Source organism: Polluticoccus soli (assembly GCF_029269745.1).
GTDB classification, from domain to species: domain Bacteria; phylum Bacteroidota; class Bacteroidia; order Chitinophagales; family Chitinophagaceae; genus Polluticoccus; species Polluticoccus soli.
The window spans coordinates 1,683,858-1,700,610 of sequence record NZ_JARJHT010000001.1 but is presented as its reverse complement, the minus strand read 5'-3'; the positions used below and the strand labels follow the sequence as shown (position 1 = coordinate 1,700,610).

Below are 16,753 nucleotides of genomic sequence, written 5' to 3'. Positions count from 1 at the left end.
TTACGCTGACGATCAAGCTTTATCTGACACTAGTCAAAAACCTATACTTATTTGGAACACAACATGTTGTGCGGAAATGACGTTTTAACGAGACAATTAAACAACAGCGCTACTTCGCGAATTTCTCAAACTCTTTGATTTCGCGACTGGAACTATCCACAATTTTCTTTGCCGTTTGCTTTAGCTTCTCGCTCATTCCGTTCGTAAGCTCTTTTTTAGCCATGTCAATAGATTCGTGGTGATGCATCGTCATTATGATTGCAAAATCCGAATCTGGATCGGCTGTAGTCCTAAGATCCTTCATCTTTTGCTCCATGGCGGTCATAGATTGCTTCAATTCTCCTTCTCCATGCTTCATCCCTGATGCCTGGTAACCCTGAAGGGAGTTTTTGAGTTCTGTGACTTCCTTTGATTGTACATCAATGATCTTTCGTGCAATAGCCCTAAGTTCCTCGTTTTTGCCCGTATTCAACTCGATCTTGCTAAGGTCAATAGCTCCCTGATGATGTTCGATCATTGTTTTTGCGAAGTCTATATCAAAATCTCCGGTCATTTGCACTGCTTTCATTTTTTTCATCATTGAGTATATAGCACCAGTATAGGTGTCTGCACTCAACCCATCCATGCGATGATCAGTTGTATCTAATATCGGCTGTGCCATAGTGTCAACCGCGGTGTCAGAATTGTTTTGCGTATTTGAGCTACATCCTGTGCTAAACAGGCTACAAATGAGAATTGTGCTAAATAAACAACTTTTTGAAAACATAGTTTAGTGTTTTATGCGATGAAACAGAAGTAATAATATACAGACAATATTATTTCCCTATCCTTGGTTGCAAGCTGCAGCACAAGCTTCACATGCGTCTGCGCATCGCTTACAATGCTCCATTTGATGGCTGTGTTTTCTACACTCTTGACTACATGCCAAACATATTTCCGCACATAGCTTTATAACCGCACTGGTAAACTCAGATCTTCTTGAAACATACCCTAGTGCTGCTTCACAGATTTTGGCGCAATCCAGATCAAGGCGGATACATCTTCCCAGCATCTTTACATCTTGTTCCTGTAAGCAGGCAGTCGCACAATGGTTGCACTCAGCTACGCACTTTGATAGTGCGTCGATCAATTTCTGATTCTTTTCATGACTCATGCTATAGTTTTTAATCGTTAAAAGTTGTTTGCTAATAAGTTATTGTAATACCCGCGCCTAAACCCATATCGCTGTCATAGTGCGTTGAAAGTGACCAATACTTGCCAACTACATAACGAAAGCCTACCATATACTCTTTGTCGGTGTTTGCCATTAGATTGAGACGCAGGCGACTGGTAACCGGAATATCCTCGCGCTCTAACTGGAAGCGAAATTTACCCAAGCCGTCCACACGGGCCTCTGCATTAACCAGCATTGGTAGAGTGTAGCGAATGCCGGCCATTACTGTTTGGCGGTTAGCCTGATTGCTTTCCTGCCCGAAAAGATTGAGTTCCTCTTCATAACCAGGCTGACCTGGTTTTTTGACGCGGCTGTTATGATGATAATCGAAGCCAATAAATGGTAGCCACCATTGCATCCTGCCTAAATAACGACCTACATAGGTTTCGCTCTCATAGCCATACTCAGGCTTAATGCCTAATCGCCATTGTGTTGCCGCTATCCATCGCGTGTTTGCGTATTGAATTTCACCGTCACTTCCGTTTGTCTCAAGACCCACATTCGCTTTTAGGTAGAATTTACGGTCATCGTGAAACAGTTTCCGGCGGGCATATTTAGGATCAGGAAGCTGTGGATTAGGAGGTGAGTTTTCATAGGAAAATATCCGGCCCATGCCACTCATCATGTGATAAAGAATGTGGCAGTGGAAAAACCAGTCGCCACTCTCGGTCGCTGCAAATTCGATGGTATCTACTTCCATCGGCATAATATCGAGGACGTTCTTCAGCGGGGAATATTCACCATTCTCATTAAGCACACGGAAATAGTGTCCGTGCAAGTGCATGGGGTGACGCATCATAGTGTTGTTGACAATTACCATGCGGATGTTTTCACCCTTACGTATTTTGATCACATCAGCTTCTGAAACGGTTTTGCCATCCATTGACCAAACATACCGATTCATATTGCCTGTTAATTCAAAATGAATTGTCCGTGTCGGCCAACTTGGTAAAGTGGTTTTCTCTGGCGCTTTAAGCATGCCATAATTGAGTGTCTTGATACCATCGGGACCGCTATTCATATCCTGCCACTTGCCGTCAACATATTGACCATGTCCCATAGTAGCGTGGTCAGCGCTATCGGTTTCTTGCTCACCCTCTGCCATATTTTGCATGTCATGTCCAGAATGTCCTCCATGGCCGGCATGCGGATCGGCAGCTTCAGAGGCTGCATCCTCGCTTTCTTCTTCCCCAGTGCTTTCGCTGACAACATTGCTGTATTTATCATCCGAGCCCCCGGTGATTTCCGGGTACATCACTGTATTCATATCCATCACCTGGTTAGTCATCTGCATGCCTTCCATCGGCTTCATATCGCCATTTACCTTCATCATGGAGTTCATCATCTTCATTCCTTCAAAATACTTCAGCTTGGGCAGGTGGGAGGCAATGACTTTTGTGCCGCTGCCGAGCCAGAGTGAGGCACTCTTGGTGCGGTCTTCCGATGTGGCCAGAAACTCATAGCTATGCCCATCATCGGGAATCGTTACCAACACATCATACGTTTCCGCAACACCCATAATCAGGCGGTCAACTTCGACGGGTTCAACATCTGCGCCATCATTGGAGATCACGGTTATTTTGCCGCCCGCCCAGGTTAGCCAGAAATAGGTAGAAGAACTGCCATTAACAACACGCAATCGGATTTGGTCACCTGCCTTATATTGGGGTTGTTCATTACTGGATTTCCCGTTGATTAAGAAGCGTTCATAATAGACGTCGCTTACATCCATTGCTAACATGCGTTTCCATTCATTCGTCAGTTTGGTTTTTAAATGTCCCGCAGCGATGGCTTCCGAATAGCTCTGTACCGAGCCCTTTTTGATAGCAAACCAATCAGTTTGATTATGCAGACTACGTTCAATTTCATCTCCTTGGTAGTCAGACCAATCGCTTAGCAGAATAGGCAATTGCTCATAAGCAGGTTCTTCACGCTTATTAATGATGAATATGCCATACATCCCATCTTGTTCCTGGTTCATCGTATGGGAGTGATACCAGAAAGTGCCGCTTTGTACGATGGGAAAGTAAAACTTATGTGATTTATGCGACTTGATCGGCGCGGTAGTCAAATAAGGCACGCCATCTTCTGTATTTGGGAGAATCAAGCCATGCCAGTGAATTGAAGTTTCATGGTGCATGTGATTGTGAACCCAAATTTCTGCTGTATCGCCCTCATTAAAGTAGAGTGTAGGTGCTGGAATAGTGCCATTGATTGCAATGGCGTGGCGCATACCTTTACCAGAAATCTTGGGTAACATAGTATCCTGTACATGCAGATCATAGCGTACTAAGCGACGAGGAGGAGCACTTACGACACCGACTAGTTTAGGCATTTGTTCCGTCCCTTGCTGCTCATCAGCTTGATCAGTTTCTGCACTTTCGTCAACACTTTTTGTCGCCGGTTTAGTTTCCATCTTATGACCTGCATGAGGATCAACTGGAGTTTCTATTTTCGACTTAGCAGCGGGCTTAGGCTGAGCTTTCGGCTTTGCCGCAGGTGCCTTTGGCTTAGATTTAGAAGCAGGCTTGGGTTGAGCTTTGGGTTGTGTTGGCGTAGCTTTGGGCTTAGGCGTTGCCGCAGGTGCTTTGACCTTAACAGTTTTCTTGACTAGTGTCATTCCGCATTTTGGGCATTTACCAGGACCGGCCCGTTGCACCTCAGGATGCATTGGGCAAGTATAGATTGTCTTTGTGCCTTGTGCAAGTGCAAAAACCGGCAGCAGAGCAATTATCACGCAGATAAACCAAAAACTGATTTTCATTGTACTTCTTTTCATGTCATTTCCTAGCAAAATCATTCTCATCGCGGCAAGCTTTTGAAGAGTTAATTAATTGTCTTTGAATTAATCGATTACTTCAATTCTTCTTTCACCTCGCCGCACTCCGGCATCTCATTGCCGAAATAGGGATTTTTGATAGCTTCAAATTCGCTGAGCCAACTTGCCCCTTTGCCTTCGCGTGCCATTGGGCAATGTGTTAAGTATAGTTTACGGCCCCCGCCAAACATCTTGGCGATCTCATACGTGTAGTCACTCAACATATTGAAATGCATGCGCTGATGGTCAATCTTACCACCATTGTCGGCAATGTGCTCGGCGTGTTCGCGAATATCGCCGGCGATGCTATTGTATTTGGCCTTTTGTTCTGGCGTCATGCCCGTCGTATCTACACTGTTGAGTGCATCCACCATGACCTGACCTGCTTTCGCTGCGTCCTCGCTGTTATCAGCAGCCAGAGCATTCTTCATCTCCAAATAGCCGTTCATCAGCGGATTGAGTGATGCACTTACTTTGGCGTCGACGCCAGCCGGTGGAATGTAGTTTGCGTCGGCAGCAACGGGAGGCATAGCCTGGTCTTTGGTTGTAGTTTTTGAAGCATCTCCATTACCGCAGGAGACAAAAAATAGCGTGACAGTGAAGCCTAAAAGAAGGAATTTCATGTTGTTACGTTTGATTTGTTGCTGAATAATAGTTTTGTCACGACCTAAGTAGTCATGTTCATTATAGGCATTCAACAAAAAATCAAATCAGGAAGATGCAATTGAGTATAAAGAGCGGTTGGCTTGAATATCCCGGCGGCCCAGCAGGCTGGAAAGAAGTTACCTGGTAAGGCGTGTAAACTGGAAGGCTATCGGAATTTAATGTAAAATTAGGAGGCAGCACATCGGCGATGCCTAGCGTCACTTGGATAAAAGGCAATCCAGAGAGAGCTTCTTTTGCGCCCTTGATCACAACTTTTTCATCATGACAACAGCCATTATCTGAGTCGGCTTTCTCCATGCCGCATTTCGAACATTTGTGCTTCTCCTGATCTGGTAAGCCTGCATGGCGCAAATTGGTGCTCACCTTTTCGCCCATACAGTAATGCGCCGTTAATGCCCAACCAGTATTAGCAAACAGGATGCTGATTGCAAGTAATATGGAGATAAAACGTTTCAGATATTCCTTTAATAGGTTTTCAATTTAGTCTGCATTTGATTGATTTCCTTTTGTTGTCCTGCCATGATATCCTTGCAAAGCTCTTTGATTTCCGGGTCAGACAGATCAGCAGACTTGCACATCAAAATCGCTGCTGCGTGATGCGGGATCATTGATTTCAGAAATTGCTTGTCCGATACTCCAATCTGTTGACGGATACCCGCATAGCAGCCAATAAGGGCAAGCAGGCTTAGAACGACAATGATAATATTTAGCTTACGATTGTGATACATCATGGACATGATGACGATCTCTATAAGAACCATTGCGCTGGTCATTAGCCCTGCCATATAAAACTGGTTAATATTAGGTAGCACATTATCCAACCTATCAACCATTGCATACATCAGGACATACATTGCGATGAACGACAGCACCACCATGAGCGCAAGCTTCGGATAATGAGTCTGATGTGCCAATGATGATGTGTGCTTTTCCATCGTACTTAGTTTATTATGGGTGCTCTTGCAGCCATTTTTTCAGTTCGTCAGTTTCCTTTTGTTGCTCACTGGCTATTTTCTTTGCCATTGCTTTCAACTTCTCATCTTTGCCATGATTGAGAAACATCTGGCTGATATGAACAGCGCTTTCATGATGTGGCGCCATCATCGTTGCAAAAGCTTTATCTAGATCCTGTGGCGTAGTCTCCATCACCATCATATCCGTCACCATCTGCGCTGCATCTTTACCGTAGGAGCTTTTTTGCGTTCCTGGCTGATGACCATTCAGAAATGTCCCCAATTCACCAATCTCGCTTTGTTGCTTTGATATACCGTTCTGCGTCATAGTCTTCAACATCTCATCTTTAGCACCCGGCAGATACGCCTGCATCATTTCCACGGCACCCTGGTGATGGATCCGCATAATCGATGCGAAATCATGATCCGGATCGCCACTCGGTTGATAGCTTTTCAACTCGCTAGTCATTTTATCCATACTGGATTTCATCGCGCCAGGGATGTCGGTTGGCGCTGTCTGCGCAGACTGTGCCACAAGCGTGTCAGTGGTGGTACTTGTTTCCTCTGTACGACTACTATTGTCACTGCAGGCAGCAAGAAGCAGACAAAGTAATATCGGCAAAATTGTTTTTTTCATATGTTGATGAAGTTTAGCGCAACAGCAGAAAAATCATACCATTAAGAACAACAGCTTTTCGTAAAGAACTTAGAAAACCAACGAAGCACCTTTTTCATAGACTATTTAATTGTTTCTGCCTTGAAGCCTGCTTTTTCGATAACTTCTATCATATCATCAGCATCAATACCTTCTGCTTCCACTGTCAAAATTTTGTTCGGATTGTCGGTATCAACTTTCCAGATATTGATGCCTTTGGCTTTTTCCATGTGCGGTGTCACAGCTTTCACGCAGCCACTACAATTGATGTTCGTTTTAAATGTTAGTTTTTCCATTTTTCAATCTTTAAAATTCCAGAATTTGATTAAAGGCCTTGTTATAAAATTTCTACAAAAGTTTACAAGATTTTCAGACTAGAGTTTACTCCATTTGAGGCGGAGACTGTTGGTTACGACACTTACTGAACTGAGTGCCATAGCTGCACCTGCCACCATGGGGTTAAGCAAAAAGCCATTTACGGGATAAAGCAACCCTGCGGCTATCGGAATACCAATCACATTATAGATAAATGCCCAGAACAGGTTCTGCTTAATTACCCCTACCGTTTTACGTGAGAGGGCAATTGCTTTCGGAATACTCATCAGGTCAGAGGAGATCAGCGTCATACGGGCAACATCCATAGCAATATCAGTTCCTTTGCCCATGGCAATGCTGATATCGGCCCGTGCCAGAGCTTGGCTGTCATTAATTCCATCCCCCACCATAGCCACAACGTGCCCCTGGTTTTGCAATGTCTTGATAAATGCTGCTTTGTCTTCCGGCAAGGTTTCTGCTTTAAATTGCTCAATACCGACTTTCCTGGCAACTGCTTGCGCGGTTTGCGGGTTGTCACCAGTGAGCATGTAAGGCGTAATACCTAATTCTTGTAAACGTTTAATGGCTTCTGCTGAGCTTTCCTTGATCTTGTCAGCGATGGCAATGGCTGCCAGGGCTTGGGTATGATCAGTAAACCATATAACGGTTGCAGCATCTTTGAGCCATGCATCAGCTTTTTGCTGTAAGGCAGGATTGACCTTGACACCATGTTCTTTGATCGCCTTAAGACTGGCAACATGATAATGGTTCCCGCGATACATGCCGGAAACGCCCTTGCCAGTAATGCTTTCGAAGTGATTGATTTCGACTTTTGCAACGTTGTATTTGTCGAAATAACGTGTTACTGCGTCAGCCAAAGGATGCTCTGACTGTGCCTCCAAACTATAAAGTATGGCGGACAGCACATTTGATTCAGCACCTTCCTTCCAAACGATATCTGTCACTTCCGGTTTGCCTTCTGTAATAGTACCTGTCTTGTCAAGAATAATACTATCGAGCTTATAAGCGCGCTCCAGACTTTCAGCGTCTTTAATGAGGATACCATTTTCAGCACCCTTGCCTACTCCGACCATAATCGCTGTGGGAGTGGCCAACCCCAGTGCACAAGGACATGCGATAACCAACACTGTAACCATAGCCATCAGGCCTTGAGTAATACCATTATCACCGCCTAAGATCACCCAGGCGATCAAACTGAGAACTGAAATGCCTATCACAATCGGCACGAAAATGCCAGCAATCTTATCAACAAGCTTCTGCACCGGCGCCTTGCTTCCTTGCGCTTCTTGCACTGCTTTGATGATGTGCGCCAGAACAGTATCGCCGCCGACTTTTTCAGCAGTAAATTGCAGACTGCCTTTCTGGTTAATGGTTCCGGAATACACTTTGGCTCCAGATTCCTTTTTAACTGCAATTGGCTCACCGGTCAGCATGCTTTCATCAACAAAAGAACTACCGGAACTCACCACTCCGTCAACCGCAATTTTTTCCCCAGGTTTAGCAAGGAGCAAATCGCCAATCTTAACCTGTGCAACCGGGATTTCCATCTGGTGGCCACCCTGATGGATAATTGTGACAGTTTTAGGCTGCAATCCGATTAGTTTTTTAATGGCAGAGGAGGTGTTGCTTTTGGCGCGTTCCTCAAGCATCTTGCCTAATAGAATAAATGCAATCACGACCGCAGCAGCCTCAAAATATACGTGGGCATGTAGTCCGCGGTTATGCCAGAATTCTGGGTACAGCGTATTGAACACGGAGAACAGATAAGCAATACCCGTGCTCATTGCCACCAGCGTGTCCATATTTGCCGAACGGTGTCTAGCCTGTTTCCATGCATTGATGAAAAACTGCCGGCCGAATACCAATATCACAGGCGTAGCCAAAACCCACATTATATAGTTAGCATTCGGCATATCCATAAAGAACATACCAATTATTACCAAGGGCACAGAAAAGACAAGTGACAGGATGGTTCGATTGCGCAACGCTTTAGCATGCTCAGCCTGCATGGTTTCTAAACTTTCTGCGGCTTCGTCACTTTCATCAATCACCAGATCATACCCAATAGATTGAATAGTCTTTTTAAAATCTTCAACATGGGCAATTGTAGGCACATATTCAACGCTAGCTGTGCTATTCGCATAGTTAACGGATGCATTCAGGACACCTGGTTGCGCCTTGAGCATGCTTTCAACGCTAGTTGCGCATGAGGCACAACTCATACCGGTGACTGGGTAGGTTTTCTTGACTGTCTCTACATCGTAGCCCAGATCACGTATTGTTGCAACTGCCTTAGGGATTGCATCCTCGACGTTGTCAGTAGTGATCACCGCCCGACGATTATTAAGTTCCACTTTGTGGTCCAGAAGGTCGGTAACTTCACCCAAGCCTTTATCTACTATCAGTGCACAATGCTCGCTGTCGACGCCAGATAATGGAATATAATATTTCTGTTTAGTATTTGCTTCCATAAACTATGGTTTCATAAGCAAAGTTCTTGCACACGAGTGCTCCCACTGTTACAGAACTTTGGAAAAGGTTTATACAATTCCTTTCAGCAAACGGAGAACACATAGACCTATAAAAGTGTTTTAATTAAGTGTTTGTTTCATAAGTCGTGTTAATTACCCTCACAATCTTTACTACAATCAATAAAAACATTAATAAAAAAGAGCCGTAGTAAATACGGCTCTTTTTTTAGTTGTTTGGATCGCTGAATTTGGGGTTAGTGATGAACTCCTTATCGGTCAGCGATTTTAGAAACGCTATGAGTTCGGTCTTCTCCTGCTGGGTGAGGTTAATACCCGAGCCAAAATCCGGCATGTGCTCGTCCAGGTTAGGGCTGTTTTGTTTCACCTTGCTGCTGTAGAAATCTACCACTTCTTCCAGCGTAGCAAACCTGCTGTCGTGCATATAAGGCGCCGTAACGCCGATGTTACGCAACGTCGGCACCTTGAATTTGCCACGGTCGGCTGCGTTGCCGGTGAATTTCATCAGGCCCGGGTCTTTCGGATTTTCGTCGAGCCCGTTGTTTTTGATCTCCCTGTCGGTAAACAGCGTATTGGTAAGGTGGCAGTTGTTACACATTGCCTTGCCCGTGAATAGCATAAAGCCGTTCTTCTCCTGTTGCGTTAAAGCTGCACTGTCGCCTTTGTAATAGTACTTATCAAAAGGACTGTTGAAAGAAACCAGTGTGCGTTCAAACTGCGCAATGGCCTTGGTCACCAGTGTGCTGTCTATAGTGCTCGTACCAAACGCTTTGAAGAACAGGTCGGGATATTCTTCGCTGTTCTGTAGCCTTTTTACTACTTCAGGCCATTTGTTGGCCATTTCTATCGGGTTGCTAACCGGGTCGTGCGCCTGCCCCTCAAGGCTGGCGCGCCTGCCATCCCAAAAGAAGTGTTTATCCCAGGCTGCATTGACAATGGCCATTGCGTTCCGGTCGCCAAACGCACCATGCGTACCCTCGCTGAACGGACGCGGATCGTCAAACGCATTCTCCTGTTTGTGACAAGAAGCACAGCTCATCGTGCTATTGTCGGACAGCATTTTTTCATAAAACAGCTTCCGTCCCAGTTCAATTCCCTCAGCCGTCATCGCATTATCGGCAGGAATAGGCACTTCACCTACGTACGTTTTTACATACGCCGGCACTTCAACTGTTGCGGCGGTGGGGTTGTATGTTGGGTCCTGTTTTTCTTTTTTGCAGGCATATAAAACGAGACTTGCCGCAATAGTGCCTGTTATGATCTGTCTCTTCCTCATAACTACTGCTTTACTATTTTCTGGATTCCTGATTCGCCATTCGCGCCTGTTATTTTCACCAGGTACACGCCAGGTGTCACCCCTGTCATATCAACAGCCGGATCCATCTTGCTGCCAAACTCCAGTTGCTTTACAACTTGCCCGTTAACCGCCGTGATGACAACTTGCTTAACTGGTTTGTTGTAGTTGATAGTAAGCCTGTCGGCTACAGGGTTTGGCGACACAGAAAATTTGATGGCCGATGCCACCTCAGAAACACTTGTTGCAGCATCTATAGCAGACGCGATGGCGTTGTTGATGCCGGTGGCATCGTTTGCTGCGCTGTTATTTTTGTTGAAGAATATCTTGTGGTCGTTTCCACCCATCACAACAACCTTTGGCATTCCTGTGCTGCCAAACCCATTCATGTTAATGGCATTGCCGGCGTTGTCAAAAAAGGTCATCTTGGTAACGTCGCCAATGTTGTTGCTGGTAGCCCAACTGCTCAGCGCTGAACAACTGGCGTCGCCCAGGTCATCAGCCAGGTAAAAAAGCACTCTGCCCGGGTGCGATGTCGCAAAATTCTGCACGGCTGTAAATGCTGTTTTGGAAGCATTCACGCAAGATCCGCAAGGCATCACCCATACGAATACTATCACTTTACCGTTGTCGAGTTCGGTATGCAATGTGTGGCTGGCGCTGCTACAGTCGTTGGCAGTCCAGTTGGGAGCAGTAGTTTGTGCATTGGCTATGGCAGATGCTGCAACAAGCATGGCAGCTGTAAATATCTTTTTCATTATTAAGATTTGAAGGATGAAGTATGATCAATGAATGCGAATTGAGTATTACCGTTGAGGCAATACGAAAATGTTAGCTCACGGAGCTTTGAGCCACACTGATCAGATGCGGTAGACTGAATGGGCGATATATAATGGCAGGCCACCCGTTCGTAATGGAGGCGGACGCAGCAATGGGTTTATTCGCGGAGCAATCTGCGCGCCCAGTGTGGTAATTTGGAATGGAACCTGGTAGAGGATAAATCCCTTTACAGGATCGGCGGGTTTGGTTTTGAATGAAAAAAACGACTGGCTGTTGTCGTCGCCTTTTTTGAAAGCGATCTTCACTGTGTTGCAACAGTTCTTCGGCATCTTCTTCTTGCTCTTGCAACACGTCTTCTTCTTCTCCGAATGTATGTTTACATATTTGAGCTTGCCCCTGCAGTGGTGAAATGAGAACGTGATGCCAAATGCGCAGAGCATGTAGCAACACAGAACCAATATGGCAAGGACTCTTTTCAAGTATTGCAATTTACATAAAAATATTAAAAAGGAGCATATATTGCATTTCTTCAGATGGAATTTAGTTGAAATACGAACCAACAATCTCTGGGGATAATTTTTCTACCGAGCGCGATAGCAAACTGCTCGTCGTGCATTGTTAAGGCAATGAAGATTGTAGCTCCAAGATACATGCTATAACAGAAAGTATCACTCTAGTTTCAACGACGAAATCAGATATTCGGCTACAGAATTACGAACAACTCACGCCGTTCAAATTTATCTCAGCAGCTGTAGATTATTGTTTATGCGATTTCTCCAGAATAGGAACAATCATATTGTTTCAATGTGATAGCTAATTAACACGATGAAACATCGATTCAACAATAGCGTACAAATGGATTTGCCATACAACGAACCAATTGCTTTTCAAAGGATTGTTCCTCCTGGGAAATAAATTTCGCCAGCTATAATTGAGGCTCTTTCGGAATAATAGATGTTCTTTAAGCACCAACATTCCCTGCTTTCCTTTTCTCGTTTACATAGAGACATCATTGATCTGAGGCTAACATTTTTGAGACTGTATTAGTTGAGTAGAAAAGCCCTTGGCGCGCAGGTTGAAGTTGGCTTGGTATGTCCCTTGTTAGTGCATTGCGAGTAGTTCGTAGGAGAAGGTCTCTTGATTGTGGATGCTTCCCTGAAAAGAAACTTGAAAAAACCTGAGTTTCTCTGGGGAAACTGGGCGTACTAACTCAAAGTTGCGTTGTTGCGAAAGGGCCTGAAACTTTTCATCAGTGTAAAAGTAACGACCGTATAACAATTCACTTAGTACGCTTTGAAGCTGCCTTCCGTCTTCTAATCGAAGGCTACTTTCGTCAACAGACGAAATTTCGATTAATATCGGAAAGTACTTACTACCCGCTACTTTTTCAAGCTGTATTTGATTGATGTCATCGGGAATATAGATACTTCGATTGCCCTTCTCAAGCAGACGGTATAACGTAACTGCACGCGTCAAAATTTCACTGCCAAATTCATTTAGCATGGCATACGCTAATGCCCTGTGCTTGCTGTAAGCTAAATAGATATTATCATGTCTAAAGTTGTGAGTGACTGGCCTAGGTCCATCAGGGATGTGCAAAAAGGCCTGCAAAACCATGGCTTGGGTTGCTTGTCTAAGTTTTAAGTATTCTGGCTCATTTAACAAGAATTTTTCACAAGCATCAAATAGAAACTTCAACAATTCTAGAAGGAGGTAATCTTTGTTGGGATTAACGCCGCCAAGGCCATGTGCCTTGATAGAATCAAGAAATATGGATGACGTCCCGTGATAGAATATATGTTCCAGGTTTTTCATGGATCACGCGTTCTCGCGAATGAATTCTGTGTACTTTTTTGCATCAATTATATGGTTAAAATTATACATGCCTTTAGTGAGCACATATAATTCAATTTTCTCGGCTGCAAGACCTAGGTCGATCATTAACGAAACAATCAAAATCAATTTCAATTTCTCAGATAATACAAACAATTCGCTAATTGAATGTGCAAATTTTTTGTGGTCTTCCGAGTAATGAGTATAGTAGTTCCTATTTTTAGTTACTCTTTTAGTAAAATCAATTTCGCTCGAAAGCAACACATCGGCAACTTTTGACGGAAGACGGCTAACAATTTCATCCAGTCGTATATTCAGACTCTTTTTATTTGAATCGATTACGCGGCGATGATAGTTTTCAAGCGCCTGAACTAAACTGATGAAGTGCAACTCCATTGGGTTTCCACGATTCATCAATGTTTCGGTCAAAATACTTATGGATGCCTCAACAATTTCCTCCAGTTCATACCACCGTGTTACAAATTGATCAAAATGTTCTCCATAGTTCTTGTATTCCAATAAGAATCGGTGCCGGCTATCATGACGTTTGTTTTTGAAGTCGACCCCTCTTTGAAAGTATAGATCAACTTTAATAAAGTTTGCCCCATGTTTATCGTCGGCTTCTTTGTCGATGTAGAATGTAACGGACAGTTGCTTCGGGTATGAAAAGTAGTTTATTGATAAGAATGAATTGAAGCTGGAGTATGTTTCGTGAAAATCGTTAAACGATGTTAAAGAACTAGGTATCAATTTAAATATAGGTGCTTGGCGAATTCGAACTTCAGAGTGAGGTTGCCAATACTCGAATGGCCTATTGAATACGAATTCAAACTCAGCCTTCCAATCTTCTTTAAGCATAAAAGTTATGCGATCTGGCTGGCGGTAAGTAACGTTTAACTCGTTTATTTCATAGTTATATTTTGGAACTTCAAAACCGCTTATATCGAGCCAGTAATTTAAATCCTGATATTCAATTGCACAACTATTGAATTCTATTTGATCTACGCCCTCAAAATGTTGACCAACGAATAGATATATAGCTGAGTAGCTTGAAGTAGGAAACCCAGGTAAGCTCATTCCGCGAGAGTCCTCAAAGCAATTTAGCAGCGTTAGCTTTTTGCCTTCGGAAGTAAATCCAAGCAAAATCGTCTGTTCCCTGGATGATACAGATCGTACAGTTTCAAAGTGGCCGAATAACTCCAACTCAATACCATCGCTCTGATTGAACGTTAACAAGCCCGGAAGCTGGTCATTTTTGTTTGATGGATGGTAGAAGTACCCTTTCCACCTGATGTTTTCATCCATTATCGTTGATTTATACCTACCAATGTCGTCGTTTATGATTAGCTAAGGCAAATAAAGATAAAGTGAATTGTTATTAACTTCTGTGAATCACTATTATAAGCGCACTTAACTGCCAATTCCTGTTTTCGGCTGTTGTCAAGTTCGATTGTTTGGTAATTTGCCTTTAAATATTCGGTCGCTGTTTTATAGGTCTGTGTGAATTGATTCTCTTTGTAAAAAACTACAATACCCCCGAAGTGATGATGCCAAGAGATGTACCGTTGTAATTGGTCTATGGCATCCTGAAGTGTTTTTACGCCCTTCCAAATTTTAAGTTCAAAAATGTAGGAATGGTCAGAGTTTTTAACGTCAATTCGAATGTCGGTTTTACCTTCGCCACATTTGACTTCGCCATACGCCTTGAACCTTGAGGTGAAGATCGGAATGATGTAATCGCGCAACTGTTCCTCTTTCATTTGCCGAAAAGTCTGCCGTTGATCTTGAGCGGTGTAGGCGAACACCATCATCTGCTTTATTATTCTGTTAAAATCATTTTCTTCCTTGTCTTTGCGTGCTTCTTTAAGATGCTTCTTTGGGGATATACCGTTTACCCACTTTCTGAAGTCAGCGTCTGTGTGTAACAATAATGCACCTTTTTTGCAGGCTGCTTCTCTTAGTCTGTAAATCCCACCAGGGCCGTATCCCATGTAATAATTGCTACCACAATCTTCTGCAAGAAACCACTGATCGCCAATTTTTACCGCTATATGAATAATAGCTGGAAATTCATCAAGACTGGACAGGCCAAAAGAGACAAATCTCTGGTAAAAGTTAGATGTCTTTTCACGAAATAGCCTATGGCCGTTTTCGCAATTCAATATTCCTTCTGGATTTACCTCTTGATGAAATTCGTAAATCGTAATATCGGAAATCAACACTTCGCTAATCGTCTCTGCAAGCTTATAAGCTGCATCAGGCTTGGCTGATAGATCGAATATTTGCATTTTGCTAGAATTTATGTCTATGAAAACAACCCTTTATCAGTAACTGTAATCATTTAAACGAAGCAAAAAAGTCGCCCTGAGTTTCAAATTTATTGATATGCTTTTTATAATCAATTACAAGTCTATTGTACTCACCTTTTTTCAAAAGGTGTAGGTCGGGAATCGAAAAGGCAAAAATAAGGCTGCCGTTAAACATACTTACCCTAACGTCAAACGCTCTTTCAAGTTGAAAAAAGAAGATATTATGTGTCTCCGGCTGTGAGTCAATAATGGAATTTTTAGTGTCGATGCGTCTTTCTATCAACGGGTGCCCATTCATTATGAAACCTATTGCATCGTCGATTGCAGTGTTGTTTCTAGCTTCTCTGAAATAATGAATCAAGCAATTGATACCGATTTTGACCATCGCCTGCTCGAACTTAAAGGCATCAAAACTAAATCCGACATTCACGATTGATTGCCTATTTATCTCACCGGGGAAACTATGCAGTACTAACTTTGACATCGTGGCGGTCAATAGCTTCTCTATAAAGGCAATGGCCTCTTGTTCGCTTTTTGCCCTAACGCGAAGCTTTTTATCATCGTCAATGAAAATTCTTGGGCTTAATATTGGATAAAGGTCATGATTGCTTGGTAGCGTGAGGTAAATAATTGCGTCTTTTATAGCCTTCTCACTTTTTCTTTTTTCTGCGGTAACCCTGCTTCCAAGCCCAAACTCGACGTATTCAAAATCTTCGCCAGCCTTATCTGGCAATCTTGTTATCATTTTGAGATTGGTAGTCTTCCAACTGTTGTAGGTCTTTAGGAGATTATTTCTGCCTTCTTCTGAGTCAGCCTCTATATGAAAGGTATCTCGGTACAAAATTACCTGTGCTCTTACAAACACTTGCATTTGAAGGTACTGGCCAACTTCATAAAGATAAGAGTTCGTTTCATCAGCCATTAACAATATCTGTGCTTTAAAGGGAGTTTGTTTGTCGCTAGCCCTCGCGTACCCTTTCAAGCCTTCAACGCTTCGCATCAAACCAACAAGCGATTTTTGAATAAGCTCTCTTTCGATTGTCGAGAACAGCTGATTACAATTGCCGCACACACAATCCATATACACATCTTGTCCACCGAGCCCCTTGGGGAAAACATGTTTTCCCCTTTTGGTTAGGGGATAATCTAAAGAGCAATATCTACAAGTGCGTTCAGTCATAAATTGGAGATATTAACCAAACTACGATATTGTCGTAAAAAATCCGTCATATGGTGGGTTTAACTGCAATCTATCCTGCAAGGTCATGATAAGATGGCCTAGGGCAATACTGCCTTGGGTAGTTACGTCACCGCATATCATTAACCAACCAAAACCTAGACGATTATCAGTAAAAGAATGGTGATAAGGCCAAAGCAAACTATTCTCAAGTTGTCGCCCGTAAATGA

The 16,753-nt window shown here is 43.4% G+C and carries 16 protein-coding genes; all 16 read right to left on the bottom strand.

Annotation, left to right across the window (positions count from 1 at the left end):
- Window positions 1-109: 109 nt before the first annotated feature.
- The 16 genes from P2W83_RS07455 to P2W83_RS07380 all read right to left on the bottom strand — a co-directional run bounded on the left by P2W83_RS07455 (window position 110) and on the right by P2W83_RS07380 (window position 16,526).
- On the bottom strand, window positions 110-661 hold the full coding sequence (locus tag P2W83_RS07455; protein ID WP_276133084.1) for a DUF305 domain-containing protein: 552 nt from the start codon (window positions 659-661) through the stop codon (window positions 110-112).
- A 162-nt stretch (window positions 662-823) separates the two neighbouring features.
- Entirely contained in the window at window positions 824-1,153 is a 330-nt protein-coding gene (locus tag P2W83_RS07450) for a four-helix bundle copper-binding protein (RefSeq protein ID WP_476704312.1), read from the bottom strand.
- A gap of 31 nt (window positions 1,154-1,184) precedes the next feature.
- Window positions 1,185-4,019 (bottom strand): multicopper oxidase domain-containing protein, encoded by a 2,835-nt coding sequence (locus P2W83_RS07445; RefSeq protein WP_276133083.1) that lies wholly within the window; start codon window positions 4,017-4,019, stop codon window positions 1,185-1,187.
- A gap of 47 nt (window positions 4,020-4,066) precedes the next feature.
- Window positions 4,067-4,654: a DUF3347 domain-containing protein gene (locus P2W83_RS07440; RefSeq protein WP_276133082.1), complete on the bottom strand. Its 588-nt coding sequence runs from the start codon at window positions 4,652-4,654 to the stop codon at window positions 4,067-4,069.
- Window positions 4,655-4,736: 82 nt separating this feature from the next.
- Window positions 4,737-5,141, bottom strand: coding sequence for an HYC_CC_PP family protein (locus P2W83_RS07435; protein WP_420831785.1), 405 nt, complete (start codon window positions 5,139-5,141; stop codon window positions 4,737-4,739).
- 20 nt (window positions 5,142-5,161) lie between these two features.
- Complete coding sequence (locus tag P2W83_RS07430; protein WP_276133080.1) at window positions 5,162-5,632, bottom strand: DUF305 domain-containing protein; 471 nt, start codon at window positions 5,630-5,632, stop codon at window positions 5,162-5,164.
- A 13-nt stretch (window positions 5,633-5,645) separates the two neighbouring features.
- Window positions 5,646-6,287 (bottom strand): DUF305 domain-containing protein, encoded by a 642-nt coding sequence (locus tag P2W83_RS07425; RefSeq protein ID WP_276133079.1) that lies wholly within the window; start codon window positions 6,285-6,287, stop codon window positions 5,646-5,648.
- A gap of 101 nt (window positions 6,288-6,388) precedes the next feature.
- On the bottom strand, window positions 6,389-6,601 hold the full coding sequence (locus P2W83_RS07420) for a heavy-metal-associated domain-containing protein (protein ID WP_276133078.1): 213 nt from the start codon (window positions 6,599-6,601) through the stop codon (window positions 6,389-6,391).
- 78 nt (window positions 6,602-6,679) lie between these two features.
- On the bottom strand, window positions 6,680-9,112 hold the full coding sequence (locus P2W83_RS07415; RefSeq protein ID WP_276133077.1) for a heavy metal translocating P-type ATPase: 2,433 nt from the start codon (window positions 9,110-9,112) through the stop codon (window positions 6,680-6,682).
- 226 nt (window positions 9,113-9,338) lie between these two features.
- Window positions 9,339-10,406, bottom strand: coding sequence for a cytochrome-c peroxidase (locus tag P2W83_RS07410; RefSeq protein WP_276133076.1), 1,068 nt, complete (start codon window positions 10,404-10,406; stop codon window positions 9,339-9,341).
- Window positions 10,407-10,408: 2 nt separating this feature from the next.
- Window positions 10,409-11,182, bottom strand: a complete 774-nt coding sequence (locus P2W83_RS07405) for a T9SS type A sorting domain-containing protein (protein ID WP_276133075.1) — start codon at window positions 11,180-11,182, stop codon at window positions 10,409-10,411.
- 102 nt (window positions 11,183-11,284) lie between these two features.
- Window positions 11,285-11,683, bottom strand: coding sequence for an HYC_CC_PP family protein (locus P2W83_RS07400; RefSeq protein ID WP_276133074.1), 399 nt, complete (start codon window positions 11,681-11,683; stop codon window positions 11,285-11,287).
- A 622-nt stretch (window positions 11,684-12,305) separates the two neighbouring features.
- Window positions 12,306-13,019, bottom strand: coding sequence for a hypothetical protein (locus P2W83_RS07395; protein WP_276133073.1), 714 nt, complete (start codon window positions 13,017-13,019; stop codon window positions 12,306-12,308).
- A gap of 3 nt (window positions 13,020-13,022) precedes the next feature.
- Window positions 13,023-14,342 carry an ApeA N-terminal domain 1-containing protein gene (locus P2W83_RS07390; RefSeq protein ID WP_276133072.1) on the bottom strand — a complete coding sequence of 440 codons (1,320 nt, stop codon included), beginning with the start codon at window positions 14,340-14,342 and terminating at the stop codon, window positions 13,023-13,025.
- 38 nt (window positions 14,343-14,380) lie between these two features.
- On the bottom strand, window positions 14,381-15,325 hold the full coding sequence (locus tag P2W83_RS07385; protein ID WP_276133071.1) for a hypothetical protein: 945 nt from the start codon (window positions 15,323-15,325) through the stop codon (window positions 14,381-14,383).
- 49 nt (window positions 15,326-15,374) lie between these two features.
- Window positions 15,375-16,526 carry a hypothetical protein gene (locus tag P2W83_RS07380; RefSeq protein WP_276133070.1) on the bottom strand — a complete coding sequence of 384 codons (1,152 nt, stop codon included), beginning with the start codon at window positions 16,524-16,526 and terminating at the stop codon, window positions 15,375-15,377.
- Window positions 16,527-16,753 lie beyond the last annotated feature (227 nt).

Excerpts from the sequence above, each read along its gene's own strand:
- P2W83_RS07405 (WP_276133075.1), bottom strand. The coding sequence starts at position 11,182 with ATGAAAAAGATATTTACAGCTGCCATGCTTGTTGCAGCATCTGCCATA.
- P2W83_RS07425 (WP_276133079.1), bottom strand. The coding sequence starts at position 6,287 with ATGAAAAAAACAATTTTGCCGATATTACTTTGTCTGCTTCTTGCTGCC.
- P2W83_RS07430 (WP_276133080.1), bottom strand. The coding sequence starts at position 5,632 with ATGGAAAAGCACACATCATCATTGGCACATCAGACTCATTATCCGAAG.
- P2W83_RS07445 (WP_276133083.1), bottom strand. The coding sequence starts at position 4,019 with ATGAGAATGATTTTGCTAGGAAATGACATGAAAAGAAGTACAATGAAA.
- P2W83_RS07420 (WP_276133078.1), bottom strand. The coding sequence starts at position 6,601 with ATGGAAAAACTAACATTTAAAACGAACATCAATTGTAGTGGCTGCGTG.
- P2W83_RS07415 (WP_276133077.1), bottom strand. The coding sequence starts at position 9,112 with ATGGAAGCAAATACTAAACAGAAATATTATATTCCATTATCTGGCGTC.
- P2W83_RS07440 (WP_276133082.1), bottom strand. The coding sequence starts at position 4,654 with ATGAAATTCCTTCTTTTAGGCTTCACTGTCACGCTATTTTTTGTCTCC.
- P2W83_RS07395 (WP_276133073.1), bottom strand. The coding sequence starts at position 13,019 with ATGAAAAACCTGGAACATATATTCTATCACGGGACGTCATCCATATTT.
- P2W83_RS07385 (WP_276133071.1), bottom strand. The coding sequence starts at position 15,325 with ATGCAAATATTCGATCTATCAGCCAAGCCTGATGCAGCTTATAAGCTT.
- P2W83_RS07390 (WP_276133072.1), bottom strand. The coding sequence starts at position 14,342 with ATGGATGAAAACATCAGGTGGAAAGGGTACTTCTACCATCCATCAAAC.
- P2W83_RS07450 (WP_476704312.1), bottom strand. The coding sequence starts at position 1,153 with ATGAGTCATGAAAAGAATCAGAAATTGATCGACGCACTATCAAAGTGC.
- P2W83_RS07410 (WP_276133076.1), bottom strand. The coding sequence starts at position 10,406 with ATGAGGAAGAGACAGATCATAACAGGCACTATTGCGGCAAGTCTCGTT.
- P2W83_RS07380 (WP_276133070.1), bottom strand. The coding sequence starts at position 16,526 with ATGACTGAACGCACTTGTAGATATTGCTCTTTAGATTATCCCCTAACC.
- P2W83_RS07455 (WP_276133084.1), bottom strand. The coding sequence starts at position 661 with ATGGCACAGCCGATATTAGATACAACTGATCATCGCATGGATGGGTTG.